Annotated in this window: 17 protein-coding genes; 2 read left to right on the top strand and 15 right to left on the bottom strand. The window is 43.5% G+C overall.

The window, feature by feature from the left end; all coding sequences use genetic code 11:
- Positions 1 to 118: 118 nt before the first annotated feature.
- From ACMXYS_RS10740 to queE, 4 genes are all read right to left on the bottom strand, one after another.
- Positions 119 to 1,147 carry a GGDEF domain-containing protein gene (locus ACMXYS_RS10740; protein WP_415896491.1) on the bottom strand — a complete coding sequence of 343 codons (1,029 nt, stop codon included), beginning with the start codon at positions 1,145 to 1,147 and terminating at the stop codon, positions 119 to 121.
- A gap of 421 nt (positions 1,148 to 1,568) precedes the next feature.
- On the bottom strand, positions 1,569 to 2,186 hold the full coding sequence (locus tag ACMXYS_RS10735; protein ID WP_415896490.1) for a YigZ family protein: 618 nt from the start codon (positions 2,184 to 2,186) through the stop codon (positions 1,569 to 1,571).
- On the bottom strand, positions 2,183 to 3,355 hold the full coding sequence (locus tag ACMXYS_RS10730; RefSeq protein WP_415896489.1) for a cation diffusion facilitator family transporter: 1,173 nt from the start codon (positions 3,353 to 3,355) through the stop codon (positions 2,183 to 2,185). The genes ACMXYS_RS10735 and ACMXYS_RS10730 overlap by 4 nt, the downstream gene beginning before the upstream one ends.
- A 627-nt stretch (positions 3,356 to 3,982) precedes the next feature.
- On the bottom strand, positions 3,983 to 4,615 hold the full coding sequence (queE, locus tag ACMXYS_RS10725) for a 7-carboxy-7-deazaguanine synthase (protein ID WP_415896488.1): 633 nt from the start codon (positions 4,613 to 4,615) through the stop codon (positions 3,983 to 3,985).
- A 133-nt stretch (positions 4,616 to 4,748) separates the two neighbouring features.
- Between queE and ACMXYS_RS10720 the strand changes: the two genes are divergently transcribed.
- Together ACMXYS_RS10720 and ACMXYS_RS10715 are read left to right on the top strand one after the other, a co-directional pair.
- Entirely contained in the window at positions 4,749 to 5,258 is a 510-nt protein-coding gene (locus ACMXYS_RS10720) for a DUF3087 family protein (RefSeq protein WP_415896487.1), read from the top strand.
- Between the two features lie 89 nt (positions 5,259 to 5,347).
- Positions 5,348 to 5,989: a rhodanese-like domain-containing protein gene (locus ACMXYS_RS10715; RefSeq protein WP_415896486.1), complete on the top strand. Its 642-nt coding sequence runs from the start codon at positions 5,348 to 5,350 to the stop codon at positions 5,987 to 5,989.
- 46 nt (positions 5,990 to 6,035) lie between these two features.
- On the opposite strand, the gene ACMXYS_RS10710 is transcribed toward ACMXYS_RS10715, so the two are convergent.
- From ACMXYS_RS10710 to ccoG, 11 genes are all read right to left on the bottom strand, one after another.
- Positions 6,036 to 6,482, bottom strand: a complete 447-nt coding sequence (locus tag ACMXYS_RS10710) for a pseudoazurin (RefSeq protein WP_415896485.1) — start codon at positions 6,480 to 6,482, stop codon at positions 6,036 to 6,038.
- Positions 6,483 to 6,594: 112 nt separating this feature from the next.
- Entirely contained in the window at positions 6,595 to 7,086 is a 492-nt protein-coding gene (locus ACMXYS_RS10705; RefSeq protein WP_415896484.1) for a hypothetical protein, read from the bottom strand.
- Positions 7,087 to 7,179: 93 nt separating this feature from the next.
- Complete coding sequence (gene rdgC / locus ACMXYS_RS10700) at positions 7,180 to 8,094, bottom strand: recombination-associated protein RdgC (RefSeq protein WP_415896483.1); 915 nt, start codon at positions 8,092 to 8,094, stop codon at positions 7,180 to 7,182.
- A 184-nt stretch (positions 8,095 to 8,278) separates the two neighbouring features.
- The gene (locus ACMXYS_RS10695) at positions 8,279 to 8,821 is read right to left on the bottom strand and encodes an adenine phosphoribosyltransferase (RefSeq protein ID WP_415887636.1); all 543 of its coding nucleotides are present in this window, start codon (positions 8,819 to 8,821) and stop codon (positions 8,279 to 8,281) included.
- A 163-nt stretch (positions 8,822 to 8,984) separates the two neighbouring features.
- Positions 8,985 to 9,779, bottom strand: coding sequence for a fumarate/nitrate reduction transcriptional regulator Fnr (gene fnr, locus ACMXYS_RS10690; protein ID WP_415884058.1), 795 nt, complete (start codon positions 9,777 to 9,779; stop codon positions 8,985 to 8,987).
- Between the two features lie 71 nt (positions 9,780 to 9,850).
- On the bottom strand, positions 9,851 to 11,239 hold the full coding sequence (gene hemN / locus ACMXYS_RS10685) for an oxygen-independent coproporphyrinogen III oxidase (RefSeq protein ID WP_415896482.1): 1,389 nt from the start codon (positions 11,237 to 11,239) through the stop codon (positions 9,851 to 9,853).
- A gap of 45 nt (positions 11,240 to 11,284) precedes the next feature.
- Entirely contained in the window at positions 11,285 to 11,950 is a 666-nt protein-coding gene (locus ACMXYS_RS10680) for a sulfite exporter TauE/SafE family protein (protein ID WP_415891902.1), read from the bottom strand.
- Positions 11,943 to 12,137 (bottom strand): cbb3-type cytochrome oxidase assembly protein CcoS, encoded by a 195-nt coding sequence (gene ccoS / locus ACMXYS_RS10675; protein WP_415884061.1) that lies wholly within the window; start codon positions 12,135 to 12,137, stop codon positions 11,943 to 11,945. The genes ACMXYS_RS10680 and ccoS overlap by 8 nt, the downstream gene beginning before the upstream one ends.
- Before the next feature lie 32 nt (positions 12,138 to 12,169).
- A complete protein-coding gene (locus ACMXYS_RS10670; RefSeq protein ID WP_415896481.1) occupies positions 12,170 to 14,686 on the bottom strand; it encodes a heavy metal translocating P-type ATPase in 2,517 nt (838 codons plus the stop codon).
- The gene (locus ACMXYS_RS10665; protein WP_415884063.1) at positions 14,683 to 15,207 is read right to left on the bottom strand and encodes a FixH family protein; all 525 of its coding nucleotides are present in this window, start codon (positions 15,205 to 15,207) and stop codon (positions 14,683 to 14,685) included. Before ACMXYS_RS10665 ends, ACMXYS_RS10670 begins: the two co-directional genes overlap by 4 nt.
- Before the next feature lie 126 nt (positions 15,208 to 15,333).
- Positions 15,334 to 16,755 carry a cytochrome c oxidase accessory protein CcoG gene (gene ccoG / locus ACMXYS_RS10660; RefSeq protein WP_415894485.1) on the bottom strand — a complete coding sequence of 474 codons (1,422 nt, stop codon included), beginning with the start codon at positions 16,753 to 16,755 and terminating at the stop codon, positions 15,334 to 15,336.
- Positions 16,756 to 16,895 lie beyond the last annotated feature (140 nt).

Genomic DNA, 16,895 nt, shown 5'->3' with positions numbered 1-16,895 from the left:
ACTCAGCGAATCAAAATGCAGAATTAGGAATTGGTAGGTAATTGATAGGGCTGGGAGGTTCGGAGCTACAACGTAGCCCCTACTTTCCTTTTTCCAGCGAATGAGGTGTACTCAAATCTTACGAGGAGATAACAACCTGGTTACGGCCGCTATCTTTTGCTTGGTAAAGCGCTTTATCGGTACGTTCAATCAATTGCTCAGAGGTTTCGCCAACGGTGAGTTGGGAAACACCAAACGACGCAGTTATAGAGCTGATAATTTCACCAGACTTTTTCTGCTTAATGCGGATCGCTTGAATTTTTTGACGTACTTGTTCCGCAAGCTCTGCTGCCGTTTCTTGATCGGTTTGAGGCATTAATACTGCAAACTCTTCTCCACCAAAACGAACTGGCAACATGGGTTCTGGGCAAACTTCTTTTAATAGTTTACCTACATACTGCAACACTTTATCGCCCATGAGGTGACCATAAGTGTCGTTAAAACGCTTAAAGTGATCGATATCAACAAGAACGAAGGAGTGCACTAAACTTGGATCATTCACACCCACTAATTGACTTATCTCTGCATCAAATGCGCGGCGGTTGAATAGATTGGTGAGAGGGTCAACTCTTGCATCTTGACGGGTCTTGTTTAGCTCTTCTTTCAGTGATTGAATTTCCGCCTGAGCTTCATTCATCCTTTCTTGGAATTGGCGCGCAGTTTCACTGACCGATTTTGTGTGGTCGGAAAGGGCGTGAATTATTGATTCAATAGGTAGGCTAGCTTCACCATCTTCTTGTTGGTGAAGTGCTTCTAAACTCTCTTCAAGAACATTACTGAAATTCTCAGTTTTTTCGGCAGCGTTGCCGGCATGTTCGTGAAGGTCGTTAATAAGGCTGATCAGGTTGGCCTGTATGTCCTCAGCGCCATTAATTTCATCTCTGATCATGTGCTCACGGAACAGTTGTTCACTGAGCATGGTAGGACAGGTTCCGTATGTCGTTAGGGTCTTATCAAGTTGCACATTTAGCTCAGGTACACGATCACTAACGTAGGTATACCACAGAGCATAATTAAGCGGGTTAGGCGGTATATTATGCTTAACCATTAAAGGCACTGCCTGACGAAGGTACTCGGCAGCTTGATTGTTATTTTCAGCGAACTTCATACTTCCCCTATCGCTTTATCTGGTTGAACGAACGCTACTACATAAAAATTGTAAATAATAATCAGTACAATTTATATTTTGATCGGCAACTCAGTAACTTTAAAACAACTGTTTGAATTTGGGAACCGCTGAGGAAGAAAAAATCCCTTACTGAGGCCTATATCCTTTGAAACTAGTATCGGCAGAGGTTATTAAATCTTCAAGAAATTCCGTAGCAAAATTTTAAATTTTTTTATTTGTTAATTGGTTGGGAATGCTTGTGTACTTTGGTGTTAAGTACTTAGTGGTTGATTATAAGATTGATGTTATTTACAAAGAAATAGGGCTACTATTTTACACGATTATTACTTATCTAATTGATAAATTAGGAGAAATTAGGAGAAATTAGGAGAAATAAAGACATCTATTTTAATAACTGCGTTTACCAACGGGTTTCAGGGTCTTTGTAACGAGTTAGATGCTTAAGTGATGTCAGTTGTTGTTTAAGCTGGTCTAATGCTACCGCGCTGGCTTCACCTTGAATATGTAGCTCTTCACTCCATTGTCGATCAAGGATATTGATTTGATCTTGATTTAATAACAGCTCAATATCGCCTACAAGGTGATGGGGCAGATATAGGTCAAAAGGAAATAGAGGGATGCGTTCCTCTATTGGTAATACTTTGAGAGCTTCTTGTACTGCTTGGCTATATGCTCTAACAAGCCCACCTGCACCAAGCTTTATCCCGCCAAAATATCGTGTTACCACGACGGTAATTTCACATAGGTCACTGTGTTCTAGTACGTTTAGCATTGGTTTACCAGCCGTACCTTTAGGTTCGCCATCATCACTGCTGTTCCAGCACTGAAGGTAACTCCGGGTACCAGCGATATATGCCCAACAATTATGGTTCGCTTTAGGGTGTTGCTGTTGTATCTCGGCAATAAAGTTTCTAGAACTCTCTAGATCCGGTGTGTGAGCGACATGAGTAATAAAACGGCTGTGTTTAATCTCAATTTCATGGCTGAGGTAAGGCTGTTTAGGGTAAAACTCTGTCATTGCTTAATGCCGCCTGCTAGGTAAATAGTTCCAAGCCATGGAATGGGTGTTTGATTCAATACTGCTTTAAGTCCAGATATTAGTGTTTCTTCATCGTGGCCGTTTTGACGTAAAAGCTGGAGTTGCTCAAGGCTTAATAATATTTCTATATCAATATGGCGGCCATAATAATAAAGAGAGAGTTGATATGGTACTGCTTCTTGGCAAATAGAGTTAAAAAAATGATCTATCGATAAGGTGATTTCCCCCCTTGAAGGCAATGCCGTTTCCGGTGCAAGGATATCGAGGTCTTCGTCATCATAAGTATCGATGTGGAAGATAATATGCCCTATCTCCTTATTGCTCTGCAGACGCTGACAAGCTTTGTTGCCAATATAGTGTCCTTCAGAAGCGCTCAAATGAGGCGCAACTTGAATATGAAGCTCCATGACATGTTTATTGCCCATAGTACGGGTTTTGAAACTATGGACGTTTATAATGCCTTCAATCGATAGAATTTGTTCTTTATAACGGTCGATATCTTCTTTGGGAATGGAAGTGCCTAGTAGCTGTTTTAGATTACTCCAACTTAAATCCCAACCGATCTTCGCAACCATAACGGCGACAATCAGTGCAGCGACAGCATCTAACCAAAGAAAACCAGCCATAGCGCCAGCGACACCAATAAATACAACAATAGAAGAGAGGGCATCGGTTCGACTATGCCAAGCGTTAGCAATTAAAAGAGCCGAATCGATCTGTTTACCTATCTGAAGTGTATAGCGATAGATCCACTCTTTGGCTGCGATGGATAGTGCTGCGATTACCAGAACTGGCCATTCTGGCAGTAGCAGCTCAGAGGTTTCAATCAGGTTTAATGTACTGTCGTAAGCCATTGCCCCTGCGATAGCAATGAGGATACTGCCAAGAATTACAGTTCCTAATGCTTCAAAATGCCCATGCCCCCATGGGTGATCTTCATCGGGGCCTTTAGCCGATATTTTTAAAATCAGTACGACCATCACATCTGTAATCAGATCGGAAAGGGAGTGGATACCGTCTGCGATTAGGGCGGCTGAATGGAAGAGCAGCCCAAAAATGATCTTAAGGAAACCAAGTACGGCGTTTACTACAGCACCGATCCAGGTCACTTTGTTTGCAGCCTTGTTTTCTTGTTCTGTTCTTTGCATAGCGTAGGTAGGAGCTTGGTTTAGATCATTGATGTAAAGCCTAGCAGGTTAGAGCTTAAAAAATATGATCTATCTTGGGGATTACAAGTCTTGTTGAGGGGATTTTTTTACCGAGCAATTGATATGGTTAAGTCCATATTTGGTGTAATTAGCTTGTTTGAATTTGCCTTGATGGTTACCGTCAATACTAGGCTGTAGCCGGTGTTCTGTTTTATTACAGAAAAATGTTGTTCACTGTGGGGCAAATAGGCGCACTAAACTGGTGCTATAAACAACAAAAATATTTAATATTGTTATGTTGACTTATATAACATATTGATTTTAAAAGGATAAAAATAAACTGGTTAAAAATTGATCAGTTTATTGAGTCGCCTTGATTTATGGGCGTTTCATGACGTTTTAAAGTCTTAATTCACAAAGTTATCCACAGCTAATGTGAGTAGCCGTTGCAAGGCCCTATATTTTAAGGGAGTTGTGTTTTTCCACATTAAAAGGCGTGATTGAGCGCTCATTAATGGGTTTAGACTTTGGTCTAAATATTTGTTTTTGAGTCGATGTAATTTGGGTTTAGTGAATCTATCCGTATTAAGGCATAAAGTTCGAAAATTAGCGTTCAGTTATAGAGGATTAGTCTATGCCTAGAACTTTATGGTTCTGTAAGCTTAGCTTCCATTGTGGATGGGCTAAGCAATAGTCGATCACTTCTTTTGTGTAGATTGAACGTGCAGGGCCGTCCATCGGCTGTAGATAGAAGTGAGTGAAACTAAATTGTTCGAACTGGTCTGGTTGCGCTAAAGGTTGTGGGTAAACCAATTTAAGCTCATCGCCTTGGGTGATAATTACTTCGGCATCGGCTTTAGGGCTAACACAGATCCAATCGATATTGTTGGGTAGTGGCTTCGTGCCATTGGTTTCGATGGCAATTTCAAAACTGTTCGCGTGGCATTCATCCACTAAGGTTTGGTCGAGTTGCAGAGCAGGTTCTCCACCAGTGAAGATGATGTAAGGTTTTTCGTTGTTCTGCTCGGGCCAGAAACTTTTGAGAAACTGGCAAAGTTCAGCTGCGGTCGCGAACTTGCCACCATTCTGCCCATCGGTACCGATAAAGTCAGTATCGCAAAAATCGCAGATAGCTTTTTCACGGTCTTGTTCGCGTCCTGACCAAAGATTACAGCCAGAAAAACGACAAAAAATTGATGCACGTCCACTTTGCGCACCTTCACCTTGTAAGCTATAGAAAATCTCTTTTACGGAATACATCAGATTGTGGTAGAAAGGGCCTTTAAAATCGAGGCGATAAGTTTACACTGGCAGATTTTGACTGCAAGTTAATTCGGTTCATATTACGCCTGTAAGGTAATCTACAGGTTAACTAGTGTTATAGGGTACGTTCGTGGAACTTAGAGAAATTGATAAAGTTGTTTATAAGCAAAAGCAGCGCAAGGTAGGTATCGTTTTTAGTCTGATTTTTGCGGTGATAGGTTTAGGATTAAGTGCCGTATTACGTCATTACTATGGTAATGCTGAAGGCGAGAATATGATGGTTAACTTAACTGGGGTGCTAATCGGTTTAGCTATCTCGATTTTTATCTTTACCCAAGTAGCGAAAAAGCCGTATTTTGATGAGCTCCGTTATGGCTGGAACTTAAAAAAGCAGGCGTTAAAGATTCAAAACCATCGTCATCGTTGGGAAGAGCGTCTGAAAGAAGGTGATGCTACGGCAGCGATTGTTCTAGCATTCTATCATAAAGCTACGCTGCAACTGCAAAGCTTAGATGGTAACGAGTTTGGTTATAGCGATAGTAAAGAGCGTGAGAATAAGTTTTTGGTTGAATGTGAGACGCTTTCTTTAGATGCTGATGCGTCTAAATATTCGATCGATATGCTGTTGGATATGAAATAACACCCTGTTTATTTCTGCAATAAATTGATATTACTAAGGAGCCTAAGGCTCCTTTTTTGTATCTGACCTATAAGAGTTGAGGTTTTACGATGCTTAGTCGATTTAAGCGATCTATTACGGTGTGGTCGATTTTATTGATATCGCCGTATCTCGTTGCTGAACAGAGTAATAGGGTGATGATTACCCCAGAACTTTTCTCCTTTGTGGTTGAGCATGAAGGGGAGCCTGTTGAGATTAAGCGCAACCAAGAGCCTGATAATACTATCCATGAACTGTATCTCACGACCTCACGCGGCACACCGCAGGCCATGTTTCCATTTGAGCCATATGAAGTGGAGACTATTGGAGAAAGAGAATTTATTGAGTATCTGCAGCAAGCTCAAACAGATAGCTCTATTTTAATTGTTGATACTCGTACCGAGGGCTGGCATTACCGTTTGACTATACCGGGCAGTACCAATATTCCCTATACACTTCTCAAAGACCCTGAAACTATTTCGGAGACGTTGGAAGAGCTTGGTGCAATAAAAAATGATGGTGTTTGGGATTTCAGTCAGGCAAAAACACTTGCTGCGTTTTGTAACGGTTATTGGTGTGGTCAAACCCCTACATTTATTTGGGCGTTGCTGGAGTTAGAATACCCTGAGGATAAGTTGAATTACTATCGAGGTGGTATGCAAGCATGGACAAGCTTAGGGCTGACTACGGTGGGGGATTATTATTTGGAATAGTAGGGAGATTTAATTCAATCCCCCTACTATCTGAGAATTAAGGTGCTTATTTAATTTGGTTTAGGTAATTCGTTAAGCGATCTTTATTCATCACGAACGTGGCGCTCAATTCAGCCGCGTTGGTTTTTACTTCTTCTAGGTTTGTTGGTTTACCTGCTACAACAACACCAACCATTGCCATCATTGCGTGTGGACGGCATTTGTATACGTACACACCTTCTTTATCGACTGTGAAAGAAACTTCTTTCATCATTTTGCCTTTCCAGCCTGTCGAACCCGCAGGGATTAGGTTACTAATTGATTCCGAGTTATGGCCTGGGTCTGTCGGTTGGAATGTAACGGTATCACCTACTTCTACATTTAAAATGGCAGGCTCAAAAACCATGGAGCCGTCAGGACCTGAGTTTTTCATCATGACAGTATGATCAGCAGCGCTAGCAAAATTTGCGCAAACTGCTAGAGCTAGGCCCGCACTTAGAGTTTTAATATTCATTGTTATGTTATTCCTTACGTTGATAATGCAAGTGATAATGATTATTAAATCAGTTTTTGGTTCTAGTAAATATGCTTATTTAGAAGTATATAAACGTTAAATTTATAGGGGCTTAATGATTAGTAGAGGTTTCGTTTGGTGTATTGAAGCAAAGCTCGCTGGAGTCTTGAGGAGTTTCTACTTCAGGCATCTTATCTAAATTATTGGCTCCATATATTGCAATAAGCAGGGGAGAAAAAATTACGAACATTAAGAGGCCTGCCATTAACTGCCCACTCATCCCTTTGCGAATAGGTGTCGGTTTAAATACTTTGTAGCCCTTAGGTGGGAATTGGGCTTGTATTAACCCTTTGATCGCCATGGGGAGCATTGTTACGGCTAGGATTAGGAAGATCGAAATAGGCATTCCAATCAGTAAAAGGTGCCAAAGATAATCAGCCCCGTTTAGGCCAAACAAGTTGTAACAGTGAGGCTGTTCCGCAAGGCGGGTGATAGATGGGAATAGCCAAAGCTCGCCAGCGGCGATGAGAATTGCACTTAAACCCATAAACAGGGCAATGAGCTTTATCTTCTCGCGCTTTGTGTATTCCGGTGCGTAATCCATTTAATCTGCCCATATTTGCGATGAAAGCTTAATTTATAACCTTACCACTAGTCGTGCAGAGTTATAATTTAAGCTTGGACAGTTAGCCAATAATTAAGGGCGTTGTGCTTCACCGCCAAAGGCTTCAATTAGGGCAGGGAATAGCTTGTTGAACTCTAGGCCCATTTGAACCATATCTGCATCGAATTGAGCGATCTCATCTTCAGCTGCTTCGTCTGCCATTTTCTCCTGTAGCTGCTCGCTCAGTTTCAGACGTTTAATGGACAGATCTTCCTGTAGAGTAATCTTGAGCTGTTCATCCCATTCTAGAGCAAGTTTCACGACACGCTTGCCTGCTTCTAGGTGGGCGACAAACTCTTCATCTTCCAGTTGTTGGCCTTTAATGCGAATGACGCCGCCTTCTAAGACGTTATCACGTAGCTCACACTCATCTAATACTTCAAAGCCCTGTGGAATGCTGTCGTGTTGCTCTAACCAATGAGACATAACTGCAGAAGGAGATTGGTTTACATCAGGCAGTGTGATTGGCAGGCTGCCTAAAGTGCCACGAAGGTGGCTTAGTAGCTCTTCTGCGCGTTTATGGCTAGAAGAATCAACTGCAATCCAACCTGCAGCTGGGTTGATCAGAGCGGTGGTCTGCTGGAATTTACTGAAGGCCCGAGGCAATAGATCAAGAATCACTTCGTCTTTCAGTTGGTCGCGTTCTTTCTTGTACACTTTGCGTGCTTGTTCATGCTCGATTACCGCAACTTTTTCACCTACGGCTTCTTTAATAACGGCGCCGGGAAGGATCTTTTCTTCCTTGCGTGCAGCTAGCATAAACATGCCGTGTACCTGATGCGCGTGAACATCATCCAATAAGTGACATGGCGATACCCAGCCATAACGGCTTAGCTCTTGGCTTTTACATGGATGAAAAGCGTGCTCAATTAGTTTTTCTTGTAGCTGCTCTTGAGTGTATTCAAATGCTTCGGTTAGGCGATAGAAAATTACATTTTTAAACCACATAGCAGCTCCAGGAAACGAAAAAATTGGCAGAGCATGGTAGGCAAGATTTGTACTCGATGGAAGAGAAAATCTATATTTGTCTGAAATAAAAGAGAGGTTAAAAATTAGCTGGTGGGATATGAAGGAGAAAAAATTGACGGCAGCGATTAGAGTGTGCTGCCGTCAGACTTGTGCGCAGGTATTTCTAGATACCTGCGTAAGCAAGCAGGGTATGTACAGGTACGCCTGCATCTTGGATCTTGCTAGAACCTTGTAGGTCAGGCAGATCGATTAGTGCTGCTGCTTCGGATACTTCGGCACCAAGTTCTTTGATCAGACTGCACGCTGCTAAGATAGTGCCTCCTGTAGCAATCAGGTCATCAAATACTAAAACTCGATCGCCTTCCTTTACTGCATCAGTCTGCATCTCTACAGCCGCAGTACCATATTCAAGCTGATATTCCTGATGGATGGTTTCACCCGGAAGTTTGCCTTTTTTCCGGACGAGAACCAAAGGGATATTTAGGTGGTAAGACATGATAGAGCTGATTAAGAAGCCGCGGGCATCAATACTCGCAATGTGCGTGATGTCACTATCAATGTAGCGCTGGATAAAGGCATCAGAGATCATGCGAAGCGCTTTAGGATCTTTAAATAGTGGAGTGATATCGCGGAATTGAACGCCTGGCTCCGGCCAGTCTGGGATCGTACGAATTACGGATTTCACATAACATTCGTCATATGACATGAAGAACTCCTTAGAAACAGCAGGTTTTGACACAGCTCAATGTTTTATTGCGCAGCAAAAGCTTTAATAAATGCGTTGGGTTACACATTGAGATGGCTACTTAATTGTGCGACTAAATAAGCACCGGTTGCGTAAGCAATCGGTGCTTTTTTATTTGTAGGGGCTAACTGCAAGTACCTTTGCCACATTGAGCAGTTACAGGTTCTTCAGCGTCCTTAGCAGGACACTCGCCAGATAGTTCGTAAAGTTTATCCAGATCCTGGATATGAACCTCTTTACCTTCAACTTGTAATAGTTCGGACTTCTGGAAGCGGGTAAAAATACGGCTTACGGTTTCAACAGCAAGACCTAAATAGTTACCGATCTCGTTGCGCGACATCGATAAACGGAAACTTGTTTCAGAATAACCGCGTGCTTTAAATCGCATAGACAATTTTACAAGGAATGTTGCAACACGTTCTTCAGCATTCTTTTTCGATAAGAGAAGCATCATCTGTTGCTCTTCACGAATCTCTTTACTCATCGTACGAAGCAGTTGGCGGCGTAATTCAGGTAATTGGCCGGAAAGCTCGTCTAAGCGTTCGAAAGGAATTTCACAAACTGTTGTGGTTTCAAGGATCTTCGCGGATACAGGGTATTCGTTGTTATCAAAACCGCTCATACCAACCAGTTCACCCGGGAAGTAGAACCCCGTGATCTGCTCTTCTCCTTCATTTGTGATTGTGTAAGTTTTTACGGTGCCCACGCGGATGGCGTAAACACTCGCAAACTCTTCGCCTTGGTGGAAAAGGTGCTCGCCTTTTTTAAGTGGGCGGCTTTTGTCGATAATGTTGTCCAGGCGTTCCATCTCTGTCATATCCAGAGATACGGGCAGACATAAAGAGCTCAGACTACAAGTGTTGCAGCTTACCTGCTGTAGACTACGTAGTTTTCCGTCAGTTGCCTTGTTATCACTCATAGTGCGGTCCTGTCGTGGTTATATCGAATGGCTACCCACTGATTATGTAATATTTCCGTAAATACGGAAAGTTAAATAATCTTCGAGAAACGCTGTGAGCTCTGGTCTTTTGGTATATATGCGTCAAATGCCATACATATACGACGAATCAATAAGCGACCAGCAGGAGAGACCACAATCTCTTTATCATTCATGCTGATTAAGCCATCTTTAGTAAACGCTTCTAGTTCAGCAATAGAACTGGCGAAATAGTCATCGAAAGCAATATCAAATTTAGATTCAACCGCAGTTTTGTCCAGCTCAAAGTGGCAGATGAGTTGTGTGATAACGTGGCGACGGATGATGTCATCTTGTGTAAGACTGACGCCGCGCTTAATTGCATGAGCGTTACCATCAACGGCAGCACTGTAATACGGCATATCGTGCTCATTTTGATAATAAACAGAGCCGATTTGGCTGATTGATGAAACACCCATAGCGACAAGGTCGCACTCTGAGTGAGTTGTGTAGCCTTGGAAATTACGATGCAATTTACCGGTACGTTGAGCAATGGCTAGCTCGTCATCAGGCTTAGCGAAGTGGTCCATACCAATATAAACATAACCAGCATCAAGCAGCTTATTGATCGTAGATTCTAGAATCGCTAGCTTAGTCTCTGGACTTGGTAGCGTTTCTTCCTGGATATGACGTTGCGGACGGAAACGGTCTGGAAGGTGAGCGTAGTTGAATACTGAAAGACGATCAGGATTCATCTCGATCACGGTATCTAGGGTTGCGTTAAAGCCTTCGAACGTTTGGTAAGGAAGTCCGTAGATCAAGTCCAGGTTCAGGGAACGGAAACCTAATCTGCGAGCTTCTTCTAGAATCGCTGCTGTTTGTTCTACTGACTGAACGCGGTTAACTGCTTCCTGAACTTTTGGATCGATATCCTGTAGACCCAGACTAATACGGTTAAAGCCAATCTCACGCAGAACTTTGATTGTTTCAAGGCTCGCTTCACGAGGATCAATTTCGATGGAGTAATCACCGCTATCGTCTTCAAGAAGGTTGAAGTTTTTGCGCATTTCTCCCATAAGCTCAACCATCTGCTCGTGGCTGATAAATGTTGGTGTGCCGCCACCCCAATGCAGCTGAGTAACTTTGCGGTCATTACTGTACCACTTGGATAGCTGAGCCATCTCTTTGTAAAGAGTATCTAGATAAGGCTGTGCTTTTTTGCGGTTACGCGTGATCACTTTATTACATGCGCAGTAGTAGCAAACATGTGCACAAAATGGGATGTGGACATACAGAGAAAGCGGATCATTGATGTCCGCAGAGTTTTGTCCAGTTGCTACCAGATCACTAGGAGACAACTCTGGGTCAAACTGAACAGCAGTAGGGTAGGATGTATAACGAGGACCCGATAGGTCGTATCGTTTAATCAAGTCCAGATCCCATTTAATCAGATTGTTATCCACGTTTGTGTTCCTCTGTAATCAGTTTCTTGCGAAAAATGTGTTCAGTTATTGTTGGAATATTCCCAGCCATGGGATGCTGTATAAGCCCATTCCAATAATGATTGCGCCCGAAATGTGTTGAGTCAGGCGTTTCTGAAGAATTTGTTTAACTTGTTGGGCCAGTACACCGGTTAACAGCATGGCTGGCAAAGTGCCTACGCCAAAGGCCGCCATCAATTGTGCACTGGTCAGCCAGTCGGATGCTGCTGAAGCCCAAATTAAAGTGCTATAAACCAAACCGCATGGCAGCCAACCCCATAGGCCACCAAGCATGATTGCTTGTCCGATATTTCTAACCGGTAGAAGCTTACTCGCAACGGGACTTATCTGCTTCCAGAGTACGCCGCCTGCTCTTTCTAAGTGGGTTAAACCTTTCCACCATTGGGCAATGTATAGCCCCATGAAGATCAGCATCAATCCGGCAAAGCTGCGAAGTACGAGTTGCAGTACAGGATCGGTTAACAACCAACTTAGGCTACCTAAAATTGCGCCTGCAGTTGCATAGCTAATAATACGCCCAGAGTTATAGCCGAGTAGAAGTAGGAAGCCTTGACCGCCCTTAGGGGAGCTAAGGGAGACGGTGGCAGCTATGCCACCGCACATACCCAGACAATGCGTACCGCCAAGCAAACCTAATAAGAATGCTGTAGGTATGACGAGTGCTTCAGTCATTGCCTTTGTCAGTCGGTTTTACTTTTGCATCATCCGGAATCAGATCTTCGTCATCATCATAGAGAATGCTATGTGCAGGGCTGTCTAGATCGTCGTACTGGCCGTTGTTAACGTTCCAGAAGAAAGCCCAGATAGCAAAGCCGATTAACAAGATGGCAATGGGGATCAGCAGGAAAATTATATCCATTGAAACTACATAACCCTATTTTTCAAATGTGCTTATTCTACCTGATTTTGCATAACCGCGTCAGGCTTAGCCGACTGAGTACCCTGATCTCTGTCATGGGAATGGATAGAACCTCGGGTTAATTTGTTCAGGCGCATCGCATTACCGACTACGACCAATGAACTTGCCGACATACCGATCGCTGCCATATAGGGAGCAATGAAGCCAAAGGCAGCCAATGGTAAAGCGCTTAGGTTATAGCAAAGTGACCAAGCTAAGTTCTGTTTAATGATTCTTTGAGTCTTTCTCGCGAGCAAAATACCATCCGCTAGGCGTAATAAATCGTGGCTGATCAGTACGCCATCAGCATTGGTTTTAGCAAGGTCAGAAGCACCGCCCATAGCGATAGAAGTTTGTGCGCCTGCAAGTACAGGGATGTCGTTGATACCGTCACCCACCATAATTACATGAGCGCCTTCTTCTTGAAGCTTATTAACATGAGCAAGCTTCTCTGAAGGTGATACGCCAGAGATAGCGGTATCTATCCCTAATTGGCTTGCTACTTCCGCTACCGCTGAAGAGTTATCGCCCGTCAGCATCTGACAGTTAAGCCCCATCGAGTGAAGGATCTCAATCGTCTGTTTCGCTTCACGGCGAATCTGGTCATTCAGTCGGAACCAGGCTAGCGCTTGAGTCTCATTACACAGTAGTAGCCACTGCCCACTTGTTTCAGGTAGCGATGGCTGACTTTGCGTTAGGATCTCGCTCGCGTAATCAGGTTTACCGATACGGTACCTTTGATTATCGATCACACCTTCGATGCCTTGACCTAAAGTTGCTTTGATCTCGGTTGCTACTAGATCACCGTGCTGATCATGGAACGCTTGTGCAATTGGATGTTCACTGTGCTTCTCTAACGCAGCAGCAAACTTAGTACAGGCATCTTGATCATGGCCTGCTAGAGGAACTACTTCCTGAAGACTTAGATTACCCTCGGTGAGCGTACCTGTTTTGTCGAAAACAACATGAGTTGCAGTCGAAAGACTTTCCAGAACATGGCCTCGGGTGATTAATAAGCCGTTTTGACGCAGTGTGCCTGTGGCAGCCGTAAGTGCTGTCGGAGTGGCCAATGATAGGGCACAAGGACAAGTCACTACCAATACCGATAGGGTAATCCAGAATGCATGAGCAGGCTCAACGAAATACCAACCTGTCGCTACTACTGTTGCGGTGACTAAGACAGCCGCTACAAAGTAGCTAGCCACTTTATCGGCAATCTGAGCAACTTTAGGTTTATCTTCTTGAGCACGATCTAGCAGACGAACAATGGCTGATAGTTTGGTTTCGTCACCCACCTGAGTAATTTTAATCGTGATCGGGTTTTCAACGTTAATTGTGCCGCCAACAACCTTGTCATCGATATCTTTACGAATAGGTAGGTATTCACCCGTTAGCGCGGCTTCATCAACTGAGCTGCTACCGGCAATGATGATGCCATCAGCTGGAATCGTATGACCCGGTTTGACCAAAACAATATCGTCTAACTTCAGTTCTTGTGCAGGTACTAATTGCTCTTCACCATCGACTAATTTGATAGCACTAGCCGGTAGTAAGTTTAGGAGAGCGTTACCTGCTTTACCTGTTCTATGACGGGCCTGCATTTCAAGATAGCGGCCAATTAACAGGAAGAAAGTAAACATAGTAACGGAGTCGTAATAGACCTCGCCACTATTCGTGAAGGTAGCCCAAACACTGGCTAAATAAGCTCCCCCTATCGCGATGGAAACAGGGAAGTCCATGGTTAAGTGTCGAGTTTTAAGATCCCTTAGCGCAGCGATAAAGAAAGGTCGCGCAGAGTAAAGGATTACTGGAGTCGCAATCACTAAGCTAGCCCAGCGGATAAAGCTGACATACTTATCTTCCATGCCTTGTAGAGCACCGCCATAAAGCGCGATAGCAAACATCATTGTCTGCATCATGCCGATGCCGGCAACACCTAAGCGCCGAGTTGCACGTTTACGTTCCTGCTCTAAGAGCTGCTCTTCTTTGTCAGGGTGGTAAGGGTGTGCTTGATAACCAATTCGGTAAATCTCAGCCATGATTTTGCTGAGTTTTGCTTGGGATTTATCCCAAGTAATACGAGCGCGGTGGTTGGTCAGGTTGACCTTAGCTTTACTTACGCCCTCGATATTACTGATGTGGTGATCGAGTAACCATACGCAAGCTGCACAGGTAATACCTTCGATAACCAGTGTGGCTTCGGAGCTAGATTCATTAACTTTGACGAAATTACTTTGCACATTTTCGTCGTCGTAAAGCTCAAGCTCAAGAAGCAGTGTTTCCGGAAGGTCCTTAGTGTTAAGCTCCGGCGAGTAGGCTGCTTCAGTACGATGTTTGTAATAATTGTCCAAGCCACTATCTACAATAGTCTGTGCGACTGCTTGGCAGCCTGGACAACACATATCTCTACTTTCACCGTTAATTACAGCGCTGTAGTTACTACCCGGGGGGATAGTAAGGCCGCAGTGGTAACAGTCAGCAGACTTTACTGAGTTAATATTGCTGCTCATTGTTCGTGGGCAGGTTTAAACTCAATTGTATTCTGATCGTATGGTGGATGTGCCTCTGCACGGAGGTTCCAGTTGCGGGCTTCATCCTTCAGGATCAGATAACGCTTACCTTGTAGCAGGCTCTTTAAGCTGCCTGTATAGGCTTCAGTGCCAGGAACTTGCTTAAGCAGAATACTCTGATCGTATTGCTGGTGAGTAGGGTGAATGATACTGAGGTTAAGGAACTCTGGAAGGTAATCGCCTTTGCTCTTAAATTTCAGCATTAGGTCGCCAGTTGTATTATCGAGATTTAACTGTCCACTAACGCCAAGGTCGATCGCTTCTTGAGACTGACTTTTATCTACAAAATGGCCGCGGGCTACTTTGTAGTAGTCATCTTTAACCAAACCGTCATGTGTAACGATGGATAGGTAAAGGTAAAAAGTTCCGTAAAAAACTACGGCAATAATTGGTGATAAAATAAACCAAAGCCAAGGTTGTTTGTACCATGGGCCGGGGATGTTGTTGTCGCTGTCACTCATGTATCAATACCCAAAAAAAAACTGTCGTATCCAAAACTGGAACACCCAGTTTCAGACCGACAGCTATTCTACCTTATTTCTAAAAGAAGGGGCCTAGAATTTCTTCTTATCGACCCTTCTTTTGACCTAGCGCTTAGGTGCAGGACCAATAAAGCGGTTTTCCTCTTCAATTAGGATATCGGAATTGTCCGTTGCCATTACTTTGAAGGTGATATTGTTATTGGCTTTGCTTAGGTATTTTTTCTTGATATTCAATCTAATTGGTAAATCGATCAGTTCGCCAGCTTTAATAGTGACTTCTGACTTACCAATATATTCAAGGCCTTCAAGGCCAGTGACTGAAATAGTGTAGCTATGATCAACTTGCTCTTTATTGGCAAGTTTCAGTGTATATACGTTCTCGATGACGCCTGAAGTGACTTCGTTATATAGCTGTCCACGGTCTCGTAATATGTCAACTTCGAGCGGGATACGGCTGTAGACTGTGTAGGCAAAAACAACACACATAGCACATAGGACAACAAAGTAACCGATCAGTTTAGGACGCATAATATGCGTTTTATTGCCTTCGAGCTGATGTTCAGTTGTGTAGCGTACAAGGCCTTTTTCGTAACCGACGCGTTCCATAATGTCGTCGCAGGCATCAACGCAAGCGCCGCAGGCTACACACTCATACTGCAGACCGTCGCGGATATCGATGCCAACCGGGCAAACATAAACACAGTTATAGCAATCAATACAGTCGCCTAAGCCTTCGGCTTTATAGTCAGAGCCTTTTTTACGTTTTCCTCGGCTTTCACCGCGTTTTTCATCGTAAGAAATAATCAGTGTGTCTTGGTCGAACATAACTGATTGGAAACGAGCGTAAGGGCACATATAGATACATACCTGCTCACGTAACCAGCCAGCGTTGCCATAAGTGGCTACGGCAAGGAAGCCTAACCACCACATCTCCCAAGGGCCTAGTTCAAAACTAAAGATGCTTGGGATAAGCTCGCGAATCGGAGTGAAGTAACCAACAAACGCGATAGCGGAAATAATAGAGAAAGCGACCCATAGGAAGTGTTTTGCGCTTTTTCTAAGTAATTTTTCTTTGCTCCAGCCTTTAGATTTATCCAGCTTCATTCGCTTGTTGCGATCACCTTCGGTGAAGTTCTCTATCCAGATATAGATCCAAGTCCAAACGAATTGTGGGCAAGCGTAACCACACCATAATCGACCGGCAAACACGGTAAAGAAGAACAGGGCAAAGGCAAGAATAATCAATAGCCAAGACAGTAACATAAAGTCTTGTGGCCAGAAGGTGCTACCAAATACATGGAATTGTCGGTTGGGTAGGTCAAAAAGAACGGCCTGTCTGCCATCCCATGTGATCCATGAGAAGCCAAAGAACATCAATAGCATGATAAAGCTAGAGGCTTGGCGTAAGGTTTTAAAGATACCTTTGTAATTCTTTACATAAATATGCTCGCGTTTGGCATATAGGTCGTACTCTTGGGATTTTTTCTTGCTCTTGGGTGTGACATCTTGAACCGGGATCTGATTCATATCGTTGCTCACATACTCACCAGTGAAAGTTAAACTCATCAGAACTAATACGCTCACCATGTATTAGCAAAGTTGAATATTATAATAGATCCTCAAAAAAAAAGGCGACATGATCTACATCATATCGCCTTTATTTTAGT

The sequence above is a fragment of the Neptuniibacter sp. QD57_21 genome, assembly GCF_047778075.1.
Taxonomy (GTDB): Bacteria; Pseudomonadota; Gammaproteobacteria; order Pseudomonadales; family Balneatricaceae; genus Neptuniibacter.
The sequence above is the reverse complement of the archived record's forward strand: the minus strand, read 5'-3'. Positions and strand labels throughout refer to the sequence as shown.

Bases quoted from the DNA above. Each gene is read 5' to 3' on its own strand.
- fnr (WP_415884058.1), bottom strand. From the start codon at position 9,779: ATGAGTGATAACAAGGCAACTGACGGAAAACTACGTAGTCTACAGCAG.
- rdgC (WP_415896483.1), bottom strand. From the start codon at position 8,094: ATGTGGTTTAAAAATGTAATTTTCTATCGCCTAACCGAAGCATTTGAA.
- ACMXYS_RS10705 (WP_415896484.1), bottom strand. From the start codon at position 7,086: ATGGATTACGCACCGGAATACACAAAGCGCGAGAAGATAAAGCTCATT.
- ccoS (WP_415884061.1), bottom strand. From the start codon at position 12,137: ATGGATATAATTTTCCTGCTGATCCCCATTGCCATCTTGTTAATCGGC.
- ACMXYS_RS10730 (WP_415896489.1), bottom strand. From the start codon at position 3,355: ATGCAAAGAACAGAACAAGAAAACAAGGCTGCAAACAAAGTGACCTGG.
- ACMXYS_RS10670 (WP_415896481.1), bottom strand. From the start codon at position 14,686: ATGAGCAGCAATATTAACTCAGTAAAGTCTGCTGACTGTTACCACTGC.
- ACMXYS_RS10740 (WP_415896491.1), bottom strand. From the start codon at position 1,147: ATGAAGTTCGCTGAAAATAACAATCAAGCTGCCGAGTACCTTCGTCAG.
- ACMXYS_RS10710 (WP_415896485.1), bottom strand. From the start codon at position 6,482: ATGAATATTAAAACTCTAAGTGCGGGCCTAGCTCTAGCAGTTTGCGCA.
- queE (WP_415896488.1), bottom strand. From the start codon at position 4,615: ATGTATTCCGTAAAAGAGATTTTCTATAGCTTACAAGGTGAAGGTGCG.
- ACMXYS_RS10695 (WP_415887636.1), bottom strand. From the start codon at position 8,821: ATGTCATATGACGAATGTTATGTGAAATCCGTAATTCGTACGATCCCA.
- ACMXYS_RS10735 (WP_415896490.1), bottom strand. From the start codon at position 2,186: ATGACAGAGTTTTACCCTAAACAGCCTTACCTCAGCCATGAAATTGAG.
- ccoG (WP_415894485.1), bottom strand. From the start codon at position 16,755: ATGAATCAGATCCCGGTTCAAGATGTCACACCCAAGAGCAAGAAAAAA.
- ACMXYS_RS10680 (WP_415891902.1), bottom strand. From the start codon at position 11,950: ATGACTGAAGCACTCGTCATACCTACAGCATTCTTATTAGGTTTGCTT.
- ACMXYS_RS10715 (WP_415896486.1), top strand. From the start codon at position 5,348: ATGCTTAGTCGATTTAAGCGATCTATTACGGTGTGGTCGATTTTATTG.
- ACMXYS_RS10665 (WP_415884063.1), bottom strand. From the start codon at position 15,207: ATGAGTGACAGCGACAACAACATCCCCGGCCCATGGTACAAACAACCT.